Genomic DNA, 20,462 nt, shown 5'->3' on the forward strand with positions numbered 1-20,462 from the left:
GCTCTCCGGGCCCGATGTCCTGGAGGCAAGCCGGTCTCCCGCCCCGGCTGACCGGATAGCCATTAAATCCCGTGCCCGTGACGTCGAGGACACCTCCGACAGACCGCCTGGCATTCTCTGTCTCCACTATCCAGCGATCAGCCGGCCGCGAGATTCTCGCTACTCGTTCGGAAAGGAGTTCAACCGACACTGTTTGATTCAAGTCCTGGAGTATTTGGTCCCGAATGGAGCGAAGACGCCGCCCCATTGTTCCCCGTGAGACTTCGTTGAATCCGCCAGCACTTCCGCGTCCAGTTTTGGTGCCTGGCCCGAAACCGCTTCCCTCCCCTAAGACGCCGGTCGCTAACGACACGAACTGTCCGTTGGTTCCTGGAAAGACAGCGTCCTCCCACAGTGCATTACAGCGAAAGCCGGTCGGAGCTCTTTCATCCCATACAGCACCTACGGAAGGGTGCCGTGGGTCGAGGATCAGTATTCTCAGATGCCCCAGCTGCTGAGAAGCGCGCTCCGGACTGGTCTGCAACTGCTGGGAAAGGGCTGCCAGGATCGAGATTGCCCGCGGCCCACCACCGATGATCGCCAGCGTAGAATCTGAACCTTTGGTCACCACGTTCCCAATGCCACGGGGCTCCGCTCATGCGGCGCGACTGGGACGCTCAGCACCAGGGGCATCGTGCCGACGCTGCTTGCTATATAAGGTGCAATTCGGTCAATATCCTCGGGGCCGCGAATTTGGATAATTTTGAGCGGCTGGTCCCGGTTCCCGCTCCACCAGGAGGGTGCGCCGGAAGCATAGTCTTCCGGAGCGAGGTCGAACGATGCCGCTTGCTGCGCGAGCCACCCATGTCCTCCATCATCAAAAACCACATAGACAACGCCAGACTGGCTCAATATCCACGGCTCATGGAGGCAGCGAACGAAGGCACCGTCTCCAGCAAATGCGAAAACCGTGTTAAAGGCTCGGGTGCGCGCCAGAGCCGCGGCAGCGGGAACACTGGCCCCGAGCGTCGTCTGCTCCGACAAAGCCAGTACGGTGGTGTCGTCCGGAAGCGAGAGAATGGGCCAGAGGTAGGCCCAGATATCGGTTGCACCGTTTTCGAAGGTCACCGCAGAGCCAGGCGTGATCAGTTCCCCTATTCGACCAATAATCCCGGCTACACGCTCCGATGCATGAATTTCCTCTGCCCAGCTGAGGGTCATTTTCCGGGCCTGCACCCAATCGTCTTTCCACGACGGACAGTGCAGTATCTCAACGTCCGGTTTCCAATCGCCGACCTCGACCTTGCGTCGAACTACTGTCCGCCCCGGCCAGACTTCGGTGCTTCGTTCTAAGGCGACTTGAAGAATAGGGAGACTTTCAGGAACAAACTCAAGGGCAGTCTCCTCCAACTCGGTCCCCAGTGCGATCATGATGTCTGCCTTGGAGTACAGGGACCGAACCGACGAATGGGAATACAACCCCGCGACGCCGAGGAAATGCTCGTGGTTCTCGTCTATTAGCCCGCGGCCACTGGCAGTTACCAGGACTGGTGCATCCCAGAGCTCGATGAGCTCGCGAACACGCTCCCGGTGTTGGCGGCAACCCCCTCCCAGAACCACCACGGGTCGGGAAAAGTGCTGATGGAGGGTATCAACCGCATTGTCCCGAGGCCGAGGTGAGCCACAGCTGCCCAGGGCGTCCGCGCTCATGACCGCCTTTTCGTCTTCTTCAGGAATGAGTATTGCGACGGGGCCGGGAGGTGCCTCCACTGCAACGGCCACGGCCTCCTGAACAATGCCGGGATGCCATTCCAGAACGCTTTTACAGGCCGGCTCCAGCAAAGCACGCTGATTGAGCCACTGGAAGGAGAGTTCGGGAACCGCCGCTGCGCTGTGTGACTGGGCCAAGAGGATAATTGGCGCTCCCTGGCTTCGAGCCTCCACAAGGGCGGGGATGCAGGCTGCCGTTCCAGGTCCTCTGCCAACAACTGCAACTCCAGGGCCTTCCCCTGACATTGCCTGGCCGGCAGCTGCGTAAACAGCGGTGCGTTGCTCACGAGTTACCACTACTTCCAAACCACCATTTTGCAGGGCAGTTGCTGCTTCCATCGAGTCATCAGGGAGGCCGTAAACCCTTGTCACCGAGAGGCGTGAAAGGTCGGCCGCCACTTCCTGCCAAGGGCCGCCGCCCGTGCGGTGTTCTGCGTTCAAGAGAGCACCTCATGTCTCATCAGGCGGCTTTGAGCACTCTGCTGTTCCCCGGGATCAGTTAAGTACTGTGCATATTCGGCACAGACCCGGGAAAGGAGCAGGGGCTGGGGGTCGGCTGTTCCGCGGGTATACACGGTGGAGGACAACGCACCCTTGCCGCCCATCGGCAAACGGGGTTCATCAACATCAACGAGCGTACGGTCCACGGAGACGGTCATGCGGCTCCGGAACCAGCTTCTCAGCGTCTTCGTCGTTCCATACAGCGAAGCCCCCATCCACCGCAAACGATAGTGGTCTGAGGTGAGGAGCTCCCTCACCTCCTCCTCTCGCCGATATACGACTATGTGGAAGATGGGCGCGAAGATTTCGGCAATCTCCGGTCGCTCGTTAATGCTCCATCGGCAGACCGTGGGAGTGACTGAAGCCTTAATCAGGTCTACCTGGCCTCCGTGCTGGACTCTCGATGAGTTCTCCCACAAATGGGCCACAACACTCTGCATAACATCCCGTTCCAGAGGGGGCACGCATCCTTCGGAGACTGCTGTCCGCTGGCGGATCGCTTCAGCGAGCCCGAGCGAGAAATCTCGCTCCATGTCCTCATGGACGAACACCACGTCCGGCCCGAAGCAGTCCTGGCCGCCGTTGAGCATACGCATCCGCACGACGTCGCGCACTGCCCGTCCCACATCTGCGTCTTTACCGACAACAAAAGGGTTAGTGCCCTGGCCATAAAATGCGAGCACCTGCCCCGGCTCCAGCCCCTGAACCACCTTGGCTGCATTCGAATGCCGGCCGGTAAAGACAACCAGCCCTGCCTGTCCCTGACGCAGTTCAGCGAATTTCTCTTGGGAGCACTCTTCCAGATCGATGTCCAAGCGATGGACATCCGACAAAAGCTCGTGGACCATGCGGGTCGCTTCAGTGGCCCGGCTGGAGGGCCGGAGTACGATACTTCCGCACCACAACGCGGGAATCATCGCATAAAGCACATAAGAGTAAAGAACCACGTTCGAAGGCATGTAGGCCCATGCACGTTCGACACGTGCCGGCCCTTCAAGGGCTACTTCGAAGCGTGCGGTGTCGAGTCCCTGGATGGCCCCGTCGACTTCAAGCTCTGCGGATTCGGCTGACTGATATGTCGAGAGGAGAGCGATGATCCTCAGGCGCTCGGTCCGCAGGAAACGGCTTGTTCTCTCCAATGACATCTCGATCGCACTCGGCGGACGACTCGATTGTTCGAGGGCGCGGGCTATCCTGGATCGGTCCACCTTTCCGGACCCGAGGCGCGGATACCGGTCAAGGCAGATTACGGTGTCCGGCAGGTCAGTCAGCGTCTCCGTTGAGCGTATGCTCCGCCACCAATGCGTTTTCCCCAGCCGCTCCGCGTCTTCTATGACTGCCGCGATTCGTGTGCCCCGCCCAGTCTCGTAAGGAATGACCATGGCCGGGGTACCGGCCTGCCGTAGTGAATCTTCGAGCCTGGCGGGGTAGACCACCAAGCCTCGTCGATGAACAGCGTTTCCGCGGCCGGCAACGTACAGTCGCCCCTCATGGATCTTCGCAACATCACCGGAGTTCCAATCAATGCCCGCTTTTTCGTGGCGAACGCGCAAAAGCCCGTATTCGCCGGGAGCAACAGGAAATCCTTGAGGGCTGGTCACTGTAAGGTCGAACCCCTCCAACACCACAAGCCCGTTTTCTGGGTCCATCGGGTTTGCCAGTGCAATGTTCCCCGCTTCGGTCGAGCCGTAGCCATCGACCAGGGGACATCCCAGAACGCTGCGGATGAGTTCCAAGCTGGAACGGTCCGTCGGTGATCCCCCGACCCCGGTTTGGCGCCAACGGTCAACTATGTCTCGACCGATTTTTCCGTCGATGACGAGATCGGTGATCTTAAGATAGAGATCCGGAGCCGATTCGACGACCGTCACTCCAAACCGCCCGCCTAAGCGGACGCTTTCCGATATCCGTAATACGGATCCGATGACAACGCTGGATCCGACAAGGATCGCTTGGATGAGTACCGAGAGACCATATTGGTGGCTTAAGGGAACGAGGGGAAGAACGACGTCGTCCCGTCGATATTGCAGGACCTCTTGGCTCACGCGAAGGTTCTCCAAGAATGCCCGGGGATTTCGCGACACCGCCTTCGGCGCCCCTGTGGAACCCGAGCTCATCATGATGAGTCCATCGGGTAGATCCAGCCAACTTTGCGAGAACAGCGCGATTAGAGGCGAGGTTCCCTTGCCGGAATCTTGCGGAGTCCCGCCTTCGTGGAGCCCGTGGGCACCTGGTTCAAGATGCACAAGGTCCCGGAAAGTAACTGAAGCGTTCCCGTTTCTCTTCGTTCGTTCGGTCAAGGTCAGGACGGTATGGATCGATGAGGAGGGGCGCACATTTTCACGACTGGCGTCTATTAGAAGTATGCGTGCACCCAGGTGAGCGAGAGCGAAGAAGCTCGCAACGGCTTCAACCGTCTCGTTCATTTCGAGCGCAACCACGTCTCCGGCTGAAACGCCCAGCTGCCGGAGGGACTTGCTCGCCTCACGGGCGGTGAGAGCGAGGTTCGGGTAGGAGCACTGCACCCGGCGGCTGTAGATGCTGGGGCACGAAGGCTTAGGTTCCACGAGACTCTCTTACGTTTTCAGGTCATCCGGAGTAAGAAGATTGGTAGGGAGCGTGGATCACGGCGGGCGGCGATGGCCGCCCGCCGTGATCCAGCCACAATCAGCAGCCGTTGCTGATCGTCGAACCGAGGTCAAGTGCCTCGCTTTCAGCGTTCTCGAATTTCTGAAGTTCCAAGATGTTCATGTCTCCTCCTTTCGGGATTTCGGTGGCCGAAGGCCGATGGGACGCGCCGATCGGCGCGCCTTCCGCAGCATCAAGCTGCGAAATCTTCAGTCGGAGTGACACGCTCCGAAAAGAATTGAGAGGCCGCGCCAGGAAGGCCGGGGCGTGCCGTCGAGCTTTGACTCGACGGCTGACCAGCCTGCGGTGCCGGTCAGCAGGTCGCCGCTCACCCGGTTTCCGCCGCGCCCTGCCAGGGCCAAGCCATAGGGTGTCCGCACCAGGTGATTCCGCATTCGTTCCCTCTGGCAGCGAATCTCAGCGGCGTAGGATGTGCCGGTGAGCTCGCCGAGCCAGACAAGCCCGGCGATGAGACCCGCCCTTCCCTCGCCGGCCCCACCGTCGAGGACCAGCGGATAAGCGGCTGCGGCAGCTAAGGGGCGCCACTGTTCAGCGGGAAGTCCGAGATCAGCCATTGCCACGGCAAGACCGACGCTCCCCGTTCCGAGATAGGGAAGAAGGCGTTTGCCTATTCGCAGCTGGGCGCCATTTTCCTGCTGGACAACTGCAGAACGATCCTCCGTAATCAGGGCGTGTGCTGTATCTCGGAAACCGCCAGCGTCTCCAATTCTTCGCTCCAGGTTCATGAGTGTCCGAGCAGTGCCAGCACCTCCGCTTTCAAGTCCAGGTGTGCGGTTCTGGGAGGAACCCGGCCAGACCGCGACGATCCTCCGCCCCAGTTCCTCCGCCGCTTCTGTCCTGCCCAGCACCAGGGCCGAGGCCAGGATCCCTGCCAGTCCCGTACTCAGTGAGACGTCCGTGCATCCGGCGGCAGACTCAAGCGCGCGGTCAAAGACGGTTTCAGCAAGCGTCTTTCTTCCTAACAGATGGGCACAAACGGCGATCCCGCTCCAACCGAACCAGAGCCCCGGTTCATCCGAAGCCGCATTCTCGGCTGACTGCTCCCACCGGTCGACAGCCAGGCCCCACGAACCGCAGCCATGAGCGTCCAAGAGGTGCCCGCCCCGCCCTACAGCTAGCCCGAGCGATGCCAGTATTCCGCGATGGCTTAAGGCGTCGAGGGGGATAGCCCGCGAGCTGTCCTCCAGGCGGCGAGCACTCCAGTCTCTGCCGTCATGGATGTCCTGAGCGGTGTGCAGCTGCAGCCGGGGTAAAGCCTTCTCCGCGGCGGTACATGCGGCCTCCGCCTGATCCCCGTACATCGACCTGGTCTCAGCGATGAGCTGCTCGGCACAGGTATGGTCAAGGTGCACCGTCCCGCCCCACCCCGGATTGAGCATCCAGTGGGACATAACGTCCAGGGCGGCCATGTCAGTCTCACTCGCGATACCCTCACGAGTGAGGAACCCGGGGCAGCCGTTTGGTGGCCGCCCGGTGGTCGAGGCGGGACTCGACTGCTCAAAGTCTATGAGGCTGATTTGAAGGTCGGGAGACACGAGGACATTCCCCGGATGGAGGTCGTTGTGTGCAATACCGCGGGCGTGGAGGAGCGCGAGGAGGTCCCTGAGCCCACGGTCAATTTTCGAACAAAGGCGAAGATAGGAATCAAACGCTTCAGGCGAGCTTCTCCCCTGAAGCGCGGGATGATGCCTGGCGACCCAAGAGCGGAGCGGGACACCGTCAAGCCTGCTGGTGACGAGGAACCGGTGGGCGCCAATGTCTTTGAGTTCGAACTTCTCCGGGATCCCCTGAACCCCCCGGAGCATCTCCAAAGTTTTGGCCTCGCAAGCTAGCCGCTCTGCGGCTGGTACTTGGCCGGGACGCTCATCGATCGCTTGCCTGGCTTCCTTGATAATCACCTCGCGGTCTCCCCTGAGCCCCACGTAAACCCCGCCGGCTGACGTGATTTGAACAGCACCTGTCACCGTGACATCCATGTCGAACATCGGCGGCCGCGGCCGTTGTTCAACTAAGCCCAGTTCAGCCATAGGAAGAGAAGCGGTGGAAGCCGGAATTGACCGAACGTCCTCACGACTCCCCTGGGAGTCCTCCACTAAGAGAATCCGTCGGCCTTCCGGAGTCCATTCCGTCCGGCGTTTGAAAGCACCCCATCGAACAAACACGCTGGAGTTTTCCGACCACTGGAAATCCGAGAGAACGTGGGGGCCGTTGGACCTAGGGAGCCTTTCGTGAAGGATTTGTGCCAGCTCCTCGAAGGAATCCCGGTGGGGATACAAGACAGCGAACTTACCGCTTGCAGATCGTGGCGCCCATTTAGAGTTGAAGGCAGCCAGGAGTGCGCTCGAGCAAAGGTGCTTGAAGCTGACTTCATGTTCTCGACATATGTCCGTCACTGTTCTGAGGACGGCGTGTGAGCTGCTGACTCCACTCGAGACGTGGATCTTCCAGCCATCTGCCAGGCTCTGGAAGTCATCTGTCAGGTGGGTGCGCCACACTCCGTTCGTCGCTGATGCGTGAGCGCCGCCAGGTTGCCAGTCTGCAAATGTCTCCACCCATTCGGGCGCCCATGCTGAGGGTGGTAGGGATTCAACCCGGTCGGCCAGAGTGAAGAGGGAAAGTACGCTCATCGAGCAAGGACTCCCTCTGACGCCAACTTTTCGAGCAGCCGTTCCGACCGTTCTCGGAGTTCACCGGAAATCATAGGTACATAAGTGAAAGCCGACTCGGGATGGACCTCAACCGTCAACTGGTCGTACTCAGCACGGGTCTGCCCCCAGATGAGACAGTCTTCGAAGTTACCGTCGACGTAATAGTGGTCCCGAAGCCGGCCCTCAAGGGTGAAGCCACCCGAAGAAAGAGTGGATATGGCGAGCGGGTTTACGACGAGCGTCAAAGCGAAGATTTTATTTGCATCGAGTGTCATGAAGAGATGGTCAATCAACCGGGAAGCCGCAAGCGCACCCCGCCCGGTCTCCCAAAGAGATTCCTCCCCTACGAGGACTGCTACTTCGTAGTTGCGTGGATTCCCCTTTGACGCGAATGTCCCCAGGCCAAAGGGTTGGTCATTCTCGTCAGCGAACACCAAGAGACGACCCTGCTCGTTCATACTTAGGAGATCACTCGATCTAACGTTCTCACGCAGATCGTTGGTTAATCCCGCGGCTACGCTCCCAGGCCCAAACCATGAGCTGAGCAATAAGGCCTCTGCATCGCCCTGAATTCGGCGCAGCGTCACCTGTGGCTTCATCGAATCGTCCCCCGATCGTTCGAACTGTTCGGGATGACGCTATTCGATATAATCGGGACCCAACATCGTTCCTTGAGATGAAGTGTGCCTACTTCGAATGGCGGAGTTGACACTCAAGCCATATGACGGTTGCGCCTGCCTCCGCCTCTCTGTATTTCTGCCCACGCCCCGCAGATATAACGTTCGCCCCTGACAGATTCGCATTGTTATACCGGGTAGGCCGATGATGGCCATAACCCAGGGGCCCGCCCTCCTCGCTGCATCGACCGGGGATTGGAGCGGGCCTGATTACCCTAAAAGGGCAGGAACTTCAATGCCTAACTCCTACTTCCTTTGGACACCCTGCGCCCGCTAACCGGAAGGTAGTACGATAAGCCACCAGATAGGGGTGGCCCCTTTACCAGTTGCCGGCGTTTGGAGTTTCAACTGCATTCACGTATACAAAACACGGGGGCCGTGTCCGGGACCAGACTCACTGGTAAGGTTCGATAATGCTCGCCAAATACTCACGGTCAAGTGTTGTTATTGTCCTCGTATACGTGAGCGTCATAGTTATTTCCACGCCTGGCCCCGGCGATAATTTGTGGTCGTGGACATCAGACTCCATCTATCCAAATTTGCTCATTTCCCTGCCAGGGCTTACCGGGCTGCTTGTGAAACGCACAAAGCCGAAATGTTCCTTAGCCCTCATCTGCGTCTCAGCCGTTCTCAGCCTGGCTGTTGGCAGCGTTGTCCCAGCCATGATGTTCCTATTCGATTCATCCTATTCTTTTGCTGAACGTTTGGCCCTGAGCCATCGCCGTTCATTGCTTATTGGGGCATCCGTTATCACCGCCCTGGCATGCACCTGCGCTTTTATCAGCGGAAACATCCCGTTCGCCACCACAATGTTGTTTATTATCGGCGTTTCCGTTTGGCTGCCGCTGTTCTGGGGGTTGGACATCGTAAGTGCGCACCAGCTCGCCCATGCGGAACGGGAACGCGCATTGTCATCCATGCAGAGCCTTGCAGATCGCGCAGAGCTGGCATTAGCCGAGGAGAGGGTATGCATGGCAGCAGAGTTGCATGACACGGTCTCATCGCGGCTGGCCGCCATTGCCCTCCAAGCCCAGGCTGCACGGACCCTCCTGAAGGGTGAGCGGGAAACCGAGATCATCAAACAAATTCACTCTGAGGCCATTCAGGCGCTTGGGGATATGAAGGTCCAAATTGCACTCCTGAGCGGGGCTTCTCCCCTCACTGTTAATGAGGCTGATTTCAACGAGTTATCGCAGCTTGTTGATCGGTCCAAGGCCCTGGGGCAATCCGTTGAGTTGGACGGGCCCGAACTTGAGGGACTCAGCCAGCCTTCCTCCCAGGTCCTGTACAAGATCGTCCACGAAGCACTTCTCAACGCCGCAAAGCACGCCCCTGGCGAGAAGGTGGAAGTTCGATGGACCGTCAATGACTCGTCCGTGCAGTTAGACGTGATAAACAGACTTCCCGACAAATTGCGGGATCTTTCCGGACCTGCTCCCCTGTGCGAGCCTTCGCCCGGCATTCCCGGCACTGGGCTGGGCCTGTCCTCTCTAGAGCGCCGGGTACTGGCCTTTGGAGGTGCATGGTTTGCCGGCCCCAGCGGCCAACGCTGGTGCATTGAGGCAAAGATCCCTCATCCACTCCCCTGGAGCTCGCACACCTCTGCGACACCTCACATCAAACTCAACCGAGAGAGACCAGTATGACTACCCGAGTCCTCATCGCCGATGACCACACCAGCATAAGATCAGGATTGCGCATGATCCTCGAAGCCGCGGGGTTCGCCGTCGTCGGAGAAGCCTCGGATGGAAACACTGCCGTTTCGATGGCGCGGCGCCTTGCACCTGATGTTGTCCTCATGGATATCCGCATGCCGGGCTGCAATGGGATTGAGGCTACACGGGAGATCGTTGCTCAGGGGTCCTCGAACGTCCTCATCCTCACCGCCTTTGATTTCGATGAAGATGTTCTCGGCGCAATCCGTGCCGGTGCCAAAGGCTACGCACTCAAGACCCTCGAGACCGAAGATCTGGTGCGCGCAGTCGGATCCGTGGCCCAGGGGAACAGTATCCTGGACCCCGACGTTGCCGGCACAGTAATGCGCACCATCGCCGAGAGTTCCCCCTCACCGGGGTTCGAAGCGGACTCCTGGCCACCCCCGGGACTTACGCCTCGCGAGGTGGCCGTCATGGAGTGCATTGGTGAAGGGCTTACGAATAGGCTGATTGCCCGAAAGCTCGGGGTTGCAGAAACTACCGCCAAATCCCATGTTTCAAGTGCCCTCGGGAAGCTGCAACTCACCTCGCGGGTGGAGGCTGCCATTTATGTGCTGTCGCGAAAGCACTAATATAAATCTGACTGGTGATCCACATCCATCCGGAGATTATGGCCCAGTAATAACCCGTTTGTTTCCCTGATATCACGCGAAGAACCGACATAACGTGAATTCAGCAGGAGACAGGGATTTCTCTGATGGCACGGTGTCCAGTTGAGGCTTTGTCCCGAAAAAGATCTGTGCATGATTCAGGCAAGCTCTGTGATTTTATGCTGTCAGGTGATAGAAAAGGTTCGTATCAGTCCCGTCGCCGGAATTACCTATGCGATCTGCATTATTTGTCCGGTGTTCCCAGCTGTTCGACTGGTGATTAGCGGAGGCCGCTGGAGCGCCGAGAAAGCTGATTATCGATCCACAACCAAGCAACGTCTAAGAGGTGGGAAATGGTGGACAACACTCAGGAGCGGGCTTGCAGTCCGGGAGGGTGGCAGCGTGCCTAAAAAACCGGTCTCCCAACCGCCGCCCGCAGACCTGCGGGACCTAATGGTTTACCTGCGTGAACATCTGCCGGTCCTCGCCCTCGCCGTGGTCATCTCCCTGGTCGGTGCTGCGCTCAGTCTTGGGCAGCCGCTGGTCGTGAACCAAGCCATCACGGGCGTAAGCGCTGGGGAAACCAACTACACCGCAGTGCTGGTTCTCATCGGGCTGGTGGTGGGTTCCGGCCTCCTCGGAGCTTTTCAACTGTACCTACTTGAACGTACTGCTGAGGGCGTGGTGCTTAGCGCGAGACGTCGGCTGCTGCACAAATTGCTGTGGATGCCTATCGAGGAGTACGACGCGCGCAGGGTGGGCGATCTGGTTTCACGGGTCGGATCAGACACCACCATGGTGCGCGCGGCTCTTACGGGCGGCCTCGTTGACGCCCTCGGTGGGCTGTTGGTCTTTGCCGGTTCTCTGATTGCGATGGCTTTCTTGGATCTGGTGCTGTTGGGCATCACCTTAGGGGTGGTGGGAATCGCTGTGGTCACCGTCGTCATTGCCAGTGCGCGGATCCAGGCCTTGACTCAGGCTTCCCAGGAAGCTGTTGGCCGGGTTGCCTCGGGTGTGGAACGTGCCCTGTCAGGAGTCCGGACCATCAGAGCTGCAGGAGCCACCGAACGTGAAGAACACAGCCTGGGCCAAGAAGCGCAGGCCGCTTACAGCTATGGAGTTCAGACTGCAAAGGTAGGGGCTGTGTTGTGGCCAATCAGCCAACTGGCCATCCAGGTTTCCTTCCTGGCCGTGCTGGGTGTTGGTGGATTCCGGGTTGCAGCAGGGACGATGTCTGTGGCTGATCTGGTGACCTTCATACTGTTCTTGTTCATGATGCTCATGCCACTAGCCAATGTGTTTGGTGCAGTCATCACGGTCCGAAGCGCTTTAGGGGCGCTTGCCCGGATTCAGGAGATCCTCAACCTTCCAGTGGAAAGCACCGACCACGACGCAGCTGTCCAGACGACTACGCGCAGCTTGAACGCACCTGTCAGTGGTCCACATCGAAATACCCCCGTGCCGCTGATCGAGTTCGATGGCGTCACCTTCTCCTATCGTGATTCTGCGCCTGTCCTGCGGGACGTTACTTTTTCCGTTGCTGCCGGCACAACCACAGCAATCGTCGGCCCCTCGGGGGCAGGGAAGTCGACGCTGCTGGCCCTTGTCGAACGCTTCTACGAACCGGACAGCGGCACTATCCGTCTGGAGGGAGCGGATCTGCAGACCATTCCCAAAGCTGTTCTCCGGAGCCAGATAGGTTATGTCGAGCAGGACGCGCCAGTGCTGGCCGGCACCGTCAGGGACAATCTCGTCTTGGCCAGTCCCGGCATGGTTGACCGCCGGTGTCGGGAAGTCTTAGCGTCAGTGAACTTGCTTCAGCGAATAGATGAGCATCCAGACGGACTCGACGCTGCTGTCGGCGACGGTGGAGCGGGCCTATCCGGTGGCGAGCGCCAACGTTTGGCGATAGCACGAGCTCTGGCGTCCCACACTGAATTGCTGTTACTTGACGAGCCAACTGCCAGCCTGGACGGGCGCAATGAACGGGCCCTGCATGACGCCATTTGGTCTGCCGCCGCCAGCCGCACAGTAATAGTTGTGGCACATCGGCTGGCTACTGTCGCTCATGCCGATCAAATTGTCGTCCTCGAAGCCGGACACGTTGTATCGGTCGGCACTCATGCAGAACTTCTGGACAGGAGCCCGCTGTACCGAGAGCTCGCCCAGGACCAACTTTTGAAATAGGTCAAGCGTGGATTAGCCCTATGGTGCCAGCAGGGTTACTGCTGGCACCACCGCCCTACTCCCCCGACGGCTGGCCGCGCACTGCGGACCACTTATCATTCAGGGTGACGTCGGCCAGCGGACGCCACTGGTTGGTCTCCAGCAGCGACGCGACAGTGTCGCGGTTGATGTCCAGCTCCTTGCCGCCTTCCTCCGCCACGGTGGGGAAGCACACCCACAGCACGCCGCCGGACTCCACGGCAGCGGCGGCACCGGTCAGATCATGGGCGAGATCGGCTGAGGATCCCACGACCAGAATGACGACGTCGGCCGGCATGAGCGCGCCCGCTTCGGCAAGGAACGCGTGTTCGGGAAGGAATGCCGCAACCTCCGGCCGACCCTGCGCGCCATAGACGGTAACGCGTTCCGCTACGGAAACGCCGAACGGCTGGGCGGAGGAATCAGAAGACATGGGTGGAGCTCCATTTCACGGGCGTGAGGCGGTTTGGGCAGTAATTTCCGGCAGGCACGCCGACCGGCCGGTTAGTTCCATTCTTTCAGGTTCACGCATCGACGCAGGTCACCGGGGGTTCCCGCCGCGCCGAAACATCTGCGGCAGTGGCCGGACAGCTACCGGACGGCCGCCGCAGTTTCCCGCCAAGTCCTCGTGACAGCAACCCCGCCCGCAACAGCCACCAGCGCAAAGGCCGCCAGGACCTGCAGATCCGAGCTGACTCCGTCAAAGAGTGCCACCGTCAGACTCACGGCCAAAACCAGAACACCCGTGGCCGCCGCAAGTGTTCCCCGGGTGCGCACGGCGAGCGCGATCAGGGCCAGCCCATAGCAAGGGCTGAAGATGAGCTCGAAACCGGTCAAGGGCACGGAGAGAACGGCCAGCCCGGTCAGCGCGGCCAGGGCTCCGCGTTGCCTGCGGATTCCGGCGCGGTTCTCGGACGCCGCGGTGAGCAGGTATGCCGCCAGGATGAGGACCACGGGCACAGCACCCCACAGCAGGGAAAACGGGAAAGACAGATTAAGGAACGGATCCGGCATTCCCGCGGCACGGAGCAGGGCCAGCAAGGCTCCCCCGGAAACCGCCGCCAGCAGGGCCGCATCAGCAGTCCGGTCAGCCCGGTGGTCTGCTTTGTGGTCGACGGCGGCGCTCGGTGCGGGCATGAAGGTGTCCTGTCCGGTTGGCTGGCGGTGCTCAGGGTTATGCCCGGCACCCTACACGCACCCGCCTCCGGTAGGCACAATGGGCACACGCAGCGAAGCCCTTTTCCTCGTCATCCGCCGTCCGGAGGCCCCATGAACACGTCATCCCAGCGCAGTGTCATCATCACCGGCGGATCCGGAGGCATCGGGCGGGCCGCCGCTCTTCGCCTCGCCCGCGACGGCGCCAACATCCTCGTTCACTACAGCGGAAACAGTGATGCAGCGCGCGAAACAGCCGACGCCGTCGTCAAATCCGGCGGCACCGCCGTCGTTTTCGGCGCTGACGTGGCGGCTGAGGGAAAGATGCAGCAGATGTTTGTCGAAGCCGACGCTGCGTTTGGCGGCGTTGACGTACTGGTTCACACCGCAGGCATCATGCCCCTGGGCCCCATCGCCGAAATGGACTTGAAGACCTTTGACCGGATCCAGCGGACCAACGTCCGGGGCACCTTCATTGTTAATCAGCTGGCTGCCCGCCATCTGCGTGCCGGCGGCGCCATCATCAATTTCTCCACGTCGGTCACCCGTTTGCAGCTGCCGGGATACGGGGCGTATGCAGCATCCAAGGGCGCGGTGGAAGCAATGACGCTGATCCTGGCCCGTGAACTGGCGCGGACGGGACATCACGGTCAACGCCATCTCACCGGGACCGACTGCCACTCCCCTCTTTTTCAACGGCAAATCCCAGGACCAGATCGATGCCATTGCCGGGCTCAATCCAATGGAACGGCTCGGCACGCCGGAGGACATTGCCGAGGTGGTCGCTTTTCTCGCCGGGCCCGGGCGGTGGATTAACGGTCAGGTGCTCTACGCCAACGGCGGTGCGGCGTAAACATCTGCCCAGCTGCCCGCCCCGGACATCGATGCTCCGGTCCCGTGCTGCTCCGGACTGTGAGGCCCAGCCGGGTACCATCGAAGGGGCGATTTTCCCCGTCCGGGATGCGTCTGCTCCCTACACTCAGCTCCAAGGAACCCGATGCCGTTGAACAAGAAGTCACTCACTGCTGACGGATTCACCGGGTTCCGGCCCATTGAAACACTGGAGACCATCCGGATCCCGCAGCACCAAGGAATCTTCGCCGTACTGCGGCCGCAGGGGTTTGAACCGCGTTTCCTCGCGGCAAGCACAGCCGGGACCTTCAAGAAGAAGAATCCTTCGCTGCCCCGGACCGAGCTTTCCGAGCGGTGGGTTCCGGATGCCGACGTCCTGTTCTTCGGCAAGGCCAGCCCCGGCAGCAAGGGCAACCGCGGGCTGCGGCGCCAGATCTCCGAGTTTCTGGACTTTGGCAACGGACGGCCGCCGGGCCACTGGGAAGGCCGGTTGATCTGGCAGCTTGCGGACGCCGAGTCCCTGCTCGTGGCGTGGAAGGAATTGCCGGCCGACGAACTCAATGCGGCCCTGGCAGCTTACCAGACGGAGTTCATCCAGCTGCATGGCAGGTTGCCGTTCGCCAACCTCGTCCAGGCCCGCACCTAGGGGTACTGGCCCGCCCCGCTCTTTACTGCTGCGGGTCCGCGGCTGCGCGCCGCTCGGGCGCAGCAACCACGGCCAGAGCCACGCAGCCCAGCGCCGGAATAATGAGCGGGAAGAACTGCCGCGCCACCAGCACGGTGAACGCCACCGAAGCCAGGATAAAGAGGGCCCCCACCGGATCCGAGGACAGCTCAGCCGCCGTCGGACGGACGATCCCTCGCCAGCCCGCCTCGGGCGTCCAGCGTCCGGCAATGCTCACAACCAGGAGTGCGACGACGGCCAGCACCGCCCAGCTGGCCCCAGCCACGACGACTCCCCCGGGCAGGGCTCCGCTGGAAGCCAGGGAAATGTTCAGCGCCAGCAGCAATGCGGCAGCGGTGGCGGCCACTCCGACCAGCAGCCCGCCGGGCAGTGCCTTGAGCAGCTCCCGCCAGAACCGCCCCATGGGGGCAACGTCCCCCTTGAGACTGCGGCGCAGGTGCCGGATGCCGGCGGCCAGCGCGCTCGGAAGGGTGATGACGAACAGCGAACCCGCTGTCACCAGCAGTCCCGTGGTCAGAACCGCACCCAGCAGAGTGAACGTGTTGGCGGCACCGGGCCAACGCAGCGGCGCCGTCTCCTGCTGCACGGGACCGCTGCCGTTGCGCGCGGCCCGGCGGACCATTCCGCGCTGACGCCGGTTCATCGACTGCTTCCCGTTCCGTCGAAAATCCGGTTTCGGGCCAGGACCGCGACGCCGCGCGGGGCCAGCCGGCCGTTGCGCCCGCCACCCGTTCCGCCGTCGTCCTCTTCGCCGTCCTCCCCGCCGCCGTCGTGCTCTTCGCCGTCCCTGGCAGCGGCCAGCCGCTGTCCCTCCAGACCGGCGAGGTCCACGGCGTCGGCCGTGCGGTTCACCAGGAACCAGAACTCTGCGTCGCCGTTCTGCCGGATGGCCAGCTCCACCTTTCCGCGCAGCGCTTCCGGCAGCTCCGACCCAACGCCGGCGGCGGCCAGCAGCTGCGCCAGCACCGGTTCCAGTCCGGTGGCGCCGAGCCGGGTCGAGACATAGGCGGCCGAGCCCGCGCCTGCCCGCCGGCGCGTGATCGCGGCCCGGCCGGCCTGGTTTCCGGTCTTATAACTGGCCAGCACCTCAGTGGCTTCATCGGTCACGTCAATCCGGTCCGTCCACAGCGTGCCGGTGAGTCCGTTGTCCAGCCCGGCCGTCTCGCCGTCGTCCAGCGGGCCGAATTCCTGGATCCGGATGCCCAGCAGATCGCGCAGCGGGCCGGGATAGCCGCCGAGCCACGCATGGTCATGCTCGTTCACGATTCCCGAGAAGTACGTGGTCACCAGGTTCCCGCCGGCATTCACATATTCGGTCAGCCGTGCCGCGCCGCCGGCGGTCAGCAGGTACAGGCCGGGGGTGATGACGACGTCGTAATTCGCCAGATTCGTTTCAAGGGGCACGACGTCGGCCCGCACGCCGAGGGCCAGGAACGCCGAATACCAGTCCAGCGCCTCCTGGTGGTAGTTGAACCGGGAGGTGGGGTGGGAGTCCTGCTCGCTGGCCACCCAGCTGGTCCAGTCAAAAACAATGGCGGCCCGGGCCGGGCGCCGGACGGATCCGGTGATCGGGGCGAGCTGTTCCAGGGTGCGCCCCAGCGCTGTGACCGAGCGGAACATGTCGCTGTCCTCCCCGGCATGCGGAACCATGGCGGAGTGGAACTTTTCCGCGCCGCGGGACGACTGCCGCCACTGGAAGAAGCAGACGGCGTCGGCGCCATGAGCCACATGGGTGAGGGAGTCACGGGCCAGTTCGCCCGGTTTTTTCGCGAAGTTGATCGGCTGCCAGTTGACCGCGCTCGTGGAGTGCTCCATCAGGAACCACGGCTTTCCGCCGGCGATGTTGCCGGTGCGGTTGGCGGAGAAGGACAGCTCGTCCATCGCCTGCGGGCCGGGGCGGACATAGTGGTCATTGGCAACGAAGTCGACGTCGGCGGCCCAGTCCGCGTAGTCCATGCCCGGAATGCCCGTGGAGACCATGAAATTGGTGGTGACGGGGACATCGGTGGCCCGGCGCAGGATCTCCGATTCCGCGCGCAGGTAGTCCTTGAGCACATCCGAGGAGAAGCGCTTGAAGTCCAGCTGCTGCGTGGGGTTCGGATGCGTGGCGGCCAGCCGCGGCGGCAGGATCTGCTCCCAGTCGCCGTACTGCTGGGACCAGAAGGCGGTGCCCCAGGCGTCATTGAGGGCCCCGATGGTCCCGTAACGGTCCTGCAGCCAGCGGCGGAAGGCCCCGGCGGCGTCGTCCGAGAAGTCGTACACGTTGTGGCAGCCCAGCTCATTGTTCACGTGCCAGGCAGCCAGCGCCGGATGCGAACCGTACCGCTCCGCCATGGCCGAGACCAGCGCCAGGGCGTGCTCGCGGAACACCGGCGAGGTGGGCCGCCAGTGCTGGCGGCCCCCGGGCCACACGGTCCGGCCTTCCCTGTCCACGGGGAGGATTTCCGGATGTGCGGCGGTCAGCCACGGCGGCGGGGAAGCCGTGGCCGTGGCCAGATCAACGGCGATGCCGTTGGCGTGCAGCAGGTCCATGATGTCATCGAGCCAGCTGAAGTCCCAGGAGTCCGCCGCCGGCTGGATCCGGGCCCAGGAAAAGATGGCCAGGGACACGATGTTCACACCGGCTTCGCGCATCAGCCGGACATCCTCGTCCCAGACTTCCCGCGGCCACTGCTCGGGGTTGTAGTCGGCTCCGAAACCGAGCTGCCGCGGCTGCCCGCCGTCGGGCCAGCGGATCCAGCGGTGATGGGTGGTTTCGGTCATGCCGGGCCTTTCAGGGATCCGCGGAACAGCAGCGGCGGAAATCGGTTTCCGTCCACGCTATGGCCTGACCACTGAAGCGTCAAGACGGTGACGCCGGCCACATGGGGTGCGTCGGCTGTGTTGACGGTCACGTTTTGCCGCGCTACTTTCGAGGCAGTCGGAAATCGCTTTCCACCCCATCGATTAGCGGAAATCCGGCGGTACGCAGCGCGTCCGTCCGGTGCCCAGACCCAGCAGGAAGCAGGATTTGCATGAAGAAGTTCTCCCCGCGCAGACGTCCCCTCGCCGCCGCCGTCACCCTGGCCGTGGCCCTGGCCGCGGGCCTGACGGCCTGCGGCGGAAGCGACGGCGCCAGCACTGAGTATTCCGAGGAGAATCCTGCCGGACTGGCCTTTTCCTGGTGGGGTTCGGATCCGCGCCACCAAGCAAACCAGGCCATCATCGACAGCTTCGAGGCATCCAATCCGGCCATCACCGTGGAGGGCCAGTTCGGGGACTGGAACGGATACTGGGACCGGTTGGCGACGACGACGGCGGGCGGCGACGCAGCGGACATCATCACCATGGACGAGCAGTACCTGCAGGAGTACGCCGGACGCGGGGCCCTCGCCGATCTCAGCACCCTGAAGGGGCTGGACCTGTCCAAGTTCGACGAATCCACACTGAACTCCGGCAAATACGAGGACGGCCTGTACGGGCTGAGCACCGGCCGCAACGTCTACGTGGTCATGGCCAACAAGGACCTCTTTGACCAGGCCGGAGTGCCGCTGCCCGATGATTCCACCTGGACCTGGGATGACTACTACCGCATTTCCAAAGAGGTCAGCAGCAAGCTCGACGGCGTCTCCGGCACCGACTACGGAGCTCTGGACGTGGACCTGAACATCTGGCTCCGCCAGCAGGGCGAGTCCCTGTACAACCAGGACGGCGAGGGCATCGGCTATGACAACGCCAATGCCGTCTCCTGGTTTGAGCACCTGCTCAAGGTGCGCGACGACGGCGGCGGAAGCACCGCCGCGCAGGCGGTGGAGGATCAGGCCGGCACCCTGGAATCGGCCAGCTTCCCGAACAACCGCGCCGCCATGGACTGGTACTGGTCCAACCAGCTCGGTGCCCTGGAGGAGGCCTCCGGCAGCGACATCACGATGCTCCGCGCGCCGTCGTCCACCGGCAAGGCCGAGGACAGCGGCATGTTCTTCAAGGCCTCCATGTACTGGTCCGTCTCTGCCGCCTCCGATTACCAGGATGCGGCCGGGGAGTTCGTGAATTACCTGGCCAACAACGCGGAGGCGGCCGAGAAGCTGCTGCTGGACCGTGGCGTGCCGGTGAACCCGGACATGCGCGCCGCCATTGAACCGGTGATCAGCGAGTCCGACAGCGAGGTCATGTCCTTCCTGGAGGAAGTGGAGCCGGATCTGGAGACCTCTCCCCGGCCGGCACCGGTTGGCGCATCGGGGGTCCAGCTGCTGGTGAACCGTTACGCCTCAGAGGTGCTCTTCGGAAACCTGACCCCGGAGGAGGCCGCGGAGCAGATGACCGGGGAGATCGAGTCCCTGATCGGCTAAGGACCTAACGGAATCCCTGAGAATCACGCAGCGGGAGCCCTGGACGGTATGTCCCGGGCTCCCGCCGCGCGAGGCCTTCCTCAGGAGAGACCTTGCCTGCTTCTGCGTACGGCGGCGTTGTAGGCGGGAACCAGAATCGCCATCCGGATCCCCAAGATGGGCAGCGTGATAATCTGCGCCAGCGCACCGAGCCAGTGGTGCGCCATACCGAATTCGGGATAGCGGTCGTTAAACACCGCACCGCCGGCATCCGGATACATTCTGGACAGCCCGAACGGCATGAGGATGAAAAGGAGCGCCGTCATGGCCAGGAACATGAGGAAATCCGGGGCCTCCTCCCACCGGGCCTTCGGTGCCAGGACGAGAACTCCTATTGGCGGGAGCAGACACACCGCGATCACCAGCCAGGCCGGGATCCACACCGCCGGCCATGGAAGGATTACGTCCCATTTGATGTCGCTGGTGGGTCCGAACTGGCCGCCGGCCAGGAGCCCCGAAATGAACATCACCAGGATGATGGCCAGCATCGCGTAGGCCGCGGTCATAAAAATGCCCCGCCCGATCACGTACTGGCGTGACATTCCCGGGCGTGCATCGAAAGGGTTCACGGTGTCCATCAGGCAAAGGCTACACACCGGCCCCAAGGCGTCCGGTTCGGCAGCCGTAAGTGGCGCACTGTCCGGCAACTGCGCAACTGGACGTGTGCGC

General features: G+C 61.9%; 16 protein-coding genes and 2 pseudogenes. 7 read left to right on the plus strand and 11 right to left on the minus strand.

What is annotated here, in order from left to right; all coding sequences use genetic code 11:
* Window positions 1-166: 166 nt before the first annotated feature.
* From AAE021_RS18110 to AAE021_RS12445, 6 genes and pseudogenes are all read right to left on the minus strand, one after another.
* A pseudogene (locus AAE021_RS18110) lies at window positions 167-610 on the minus strand (FAD/NAD(P)-binding protein); the annotation flags it as partial.
* On the minus strand, window positions 604-2,190 hold the full coding sequence (locus AAE021_RS12425) for a thiamine pyrophosphate-binding protein (protein WP_342022649.1): 1,587 nt from the start codon (window positions 2,188-2,190) through the stop codon (window positions 604-606). The gene AAE021_RS12425 and the pseudogene AAE021_RS18110, both read right to left, overlap by 7 nt.
* Window positions 2,187-4,817 (minus strand): aldehyde dehydrogenase family protein, encoded by a 2,631-nt coding sequence (locus AAE021_RS12430; RefSeq protein ID WP_342022650.1) that lies wholly within the window; start codon window positions 4,815-4,817, stop codon window positions 2,187-2,189. Before AAE021_RS12430 ends, AAE021_RS12425 begins: the two co-directional genes overlap by 4 nt.
* A gap of 100 nt (window positions 4,818-4,917) precedes the next feature.
* Window positions 4,918-5,103, minus strand: a complete 186-nt coding sequence (locus AAE021_RS12435) for a class III lanthipeptide (RefSeq protein WP_342022651.1) — start codon at window positions 5,101-5,103, stop codon at window positions 4,918-4,920.
* Window positions 5,088-6,926 carry a phosphotransferase gene (locus AAE021_RS12440; protein WP_342022652.1) on the minus strand — a complete coding sequence of 613 codons (1,839 nt, stop codon included), beginning with the start codon at window positions 6,924-6,926 and terminating at the stop codon, window positions 5,088-5,090. The genes AAE021_RS12435 and AAE021_RS12440 overlap by 16 nt, the downstream gene beginning before the upstream one ends.
* Window positions 6,927-7,522: 596 nt before the next feature.
* Window positions 7,523-8,005: a GNAT family protein gene (locus AAE021_RS12445; RefSeq protein WP_342022653.1), complete on the minus strand. Its 483-nt coding sequence runs from the start codon at window positions 8,003-8,005 to the stop codon at window positions 7,523-7,525.
* Window positions 8,006-8,637: 632 nt separating this feature from the next.
* On the opposite strand from AAE021_RS12445, the gene AAE021_RS12450 reads away from it, so the two are divergent.
* From AAE021_RS12450 to AAE021_RS12460, 3 genes are all read left to right on the plus strand, one after another.
* A complete protein-coding gene (locus tag AAE021_RS12450) occupies window positions 8,638-9,870 on the plus strand; it encodes a sensor histidine kinase (protein WP_342022654.1) in 1,233 nt (410 codons plus the stop codon).
* Window positions 9,867-10,511 (plus strand): response regulator transcription factor, encoded by a 645-nt coding sequence (locus AAE021_RS12455; RefSeq protein WP_342022655.1) that lies wholly within the window; start codon window positions 9,867-9,869, stop codon window positions 10,509-10,511. Before AAE021_RS12450 ends, AAE021_RS12455 begins: the two co-directional genes overlap by 4 nt.
* 171 nt (window positions 10,512-10,682) lie before the next feature.
* The gene (locus AAE021_RS12460; RefSeq protein ID WP_342022656.1) at window positions 10,683-12,716 is read left to right on the plus strand and encodes an ABC transporter ATP-binding protein; all 2,034 of its coding nucleotides are present in this window, start codon (window positions 10,683-10,685) and stop codon (window positions 12,714-12,716) included.
* 55 nt (window positions 12,717-12,771) lie between these two features.
* Here the strand turns inward: AAE021_RS12460 and AAE021_RS12465 are convergent, their stop codons facing one another.
* Window positions 12,772-13,167: a hypothetical protein gene (locus AAE021_RS12465; protein ID WP_342022657.1), complete on the minus strand. Its 396-nt coding sequence runs from the start codon at window positions 13,165-13,167 to the stop codon at window positions 12,772-12,774.
* A 158-nt stretch (window positions 13,168-13,325) separates the two neighbouring features.
* Window positions 13,326-13,871 (minus strand): hypothetical protein, encoded by a 546-nt coding sequence (locus tag AAE021_RS12470; protein WP_342022658.1) that lies wholly within the window; start codon window positions 13,869-13,871, stop codon window positions 13,326-13,328.
* A 132-nt stretch (window positions 13,872-14,003) separates the two neighbouring features.
* Between AAE021_RS12470 and AAE021_RS18115 the strand changes: the two are divergent.
* The 3 genes and pseudogenes from AAE021_RS18115 to AAE021_RS12485 all read left to right on the plus strand — a co-directional run.
* Window positions 14,004-14,471, plus strand: a pseudogene (locus tag AAE021_RS18115) (SDR family NAD(P)-dependent oxidoreductase); the annotation flags it as partial.
* A gap of 40 nt (window positions 14,472-14,511) precedes the next feature.
* Complete coding sequence (locus AAE021_RS12480; protein ID WP_342022660.1) at window positions 14,512-14,742, plus strand: SDR family oxidoreductase; 231 nt, start codon at window positions 14,512-14,514, stop codon at window positions 14,740-14,742.
* Window positions 14,743-14,886: 144 nt separating this feature from the next.
* A complete protein-coding gene (locus AAE021_RS12485) occupies window positions 14,887-15,387 on the plus strand; it encodes a hypothetical protein (protein WP_342022661.1) in 501 nt (166 codons plus the stop codon).
* A 22-nt stretch (window positions 15,388-15,409) separates the two neighbouring features.
* Here AAE021_RS12485 and AAE021_RS12490 read toward each other — a convergent pair whose 3' ends face one another.
* Together AAE021_RS12490 and AAE021_RS12495 are read right to left on the minus strand one after the other, a co-directional pair.
* Window positions 15,410-16,069 carry a hypothetical protein gene (locus AAE021_RS12490; RefSeq protein WP_342022662.1) on the minus strand — a complete coding sequence of 220 codons (660 nt, stop codon included), beginning with the start codon at window positions 16,067-16,069 and terminating at the stop codon, window positions 15,410-15,412.
* A complete protein-coding gene (locus tag AAE021_RS12495) occupies window positions 16,066-18,189 on the minus strand; it encodes a beta-galactosidase (RefSeq protein WP_342022663.1) in 2,124 nt (707 codons plus the stop codon). The genes AAE021_RS12490 and AAE021_RS12495 overlap by 4 nt, the downstream gene beginning before the upstream one ends.
* Before the next feature lie 251 nt (window positions 18,190-18,440).
* Between AAE021_RS12495 and AAE021_RS12500 the strand changes: the two genes are divergently transcribed.
* Complete coding sequence (locus AAE021_RS12500) at window positions 18,441-19,754, plus strand: ABC transporter substrate-binding protein (RefSeq protein ID WP_342022664.1); 1,314 nt, start codon at window positions 18,441-18,443, stop codon at window positions 19,752-19,754.
* Window positions 19,755-19,834: 80 nt separating this feature from the next.
* Here AAE021_RS12500 and AAE021_RS12505 read toward each other — a convergent pair whose 3' ends face one another.
* Window positions 19,835-20,371, minus strand: coding sequence for a hypothetical protein (locus AAE021_RS12505; RefSeq protein ID WP_342022665.1), 537 nt, complete (start codon window positions 20,369-20,371; stop codon window positions 19,835-19,837).
* Window positions 20,372-20,462: the final 91 nt, after the last annotated feature.

Origin of the sequence: Arthrobacter citreus (assembly GCF_038405225.1) — a bacterium.
Lineage (GTDB): Bacteria > Actinomycetota > Actinomycetes > Actinomycetales > Micrococcaceae > Arthrobacter_B > Arthrobacter_B citreus_A.

What these genes read in the sequence shown, in the direction of transcription:
- AAE021_RS12495 (WP_342022663.1), bottom strand. Translation starts at nt 18,189, where the DNA reads ATGACCGAAACCACCCATCACCGCTGGATCCGCTGGCCCGACGGCGGG.
- AAE021_RS12450 (WP_342022654.1), top strand. Translation starts at nt 8,638, where the DNA reads ATGCTCGCCAAATACTCACGGTCAAGTGTTGTTATTGTCCTCGTATAC.
- AAE021_RS12470 (WP_342022658.1), bottom strand. Translation starts at nt 13,871, where the DNA reads ATGCCCGCACCGAGCGCCGCCGTCGACCACAAAGCAGACCACCGGGCT.
- AAE021_RS12460 (WP_342022656.1), top strand. Translation starts at nt 10,683, where the DNA reads ATGATTCAGGCAAGCTCTGTGATTTTATGCTGTCAGGTGATAGAAAAG.
- AAE021_RS12505 (WP_342022665.1), bottom strand. Translation starts at nt 20,371, where the DNA reads ATGGACACCGTGAACCCTTTCGATGCACGCCCGGGAATGTCACGCCAG.
- AAE021_RS12455 (WP_342022655.1), top strand. Translation starts at nt 9,867, where the DNA reads ATGACTACCCGAGTCCTCATCGCCGATGACCACACCAGCATAAGATCA.
- AAE021_RS12490 (WP_342022662.1), bottom strand. Translation starts at nt 16,069, where the DNA reads ATGAACCGGCGTCAGCGCGGAATGGTCCGCCGGGCCGCGCGCAACGGC.
- AAE021_RS12445 (WP_342022653.1), bottom strand. Translation starts at nt 8,005, where the DNA reads ATGAACGAGCAGGGTCGTCTCTTGGTGTTCGCTGACGAGAATGACCAA.
- AAE021_RS12500 (WP_342022664.1), top strand. Translation starts at nt 18,441, where the DNA reads ATGAAGAAGTTCTCCCCGCGCAGACGTCCCCTCGCCGCCGCCGTCACC.
- AAE021_RS12485 (WP_342022661.1), top strand. Translation starts at nt 14,887, where the DNA reads ATGCCGTTGAACAAGAAGTCACTCACTGCTGACGGATTCACCGGGTTC.
- AAE021_RS12465 (WP_342022657.1), bottom strand. Translation starts at nt 13,167, where the DNA reads ATGTCTTCTGATTCCTCCGCCCAGCCGTTCGGCGTTTCCGTAGCGGAA.
- AAE021_RS12440 (WP_342022652.1), bottom strand. Translation starts at nt 6,926, where the DNA reads ATGGCTGAACTGGGCTTAGTTGAACAACGGCCGCGGCCGCCGATGTTC.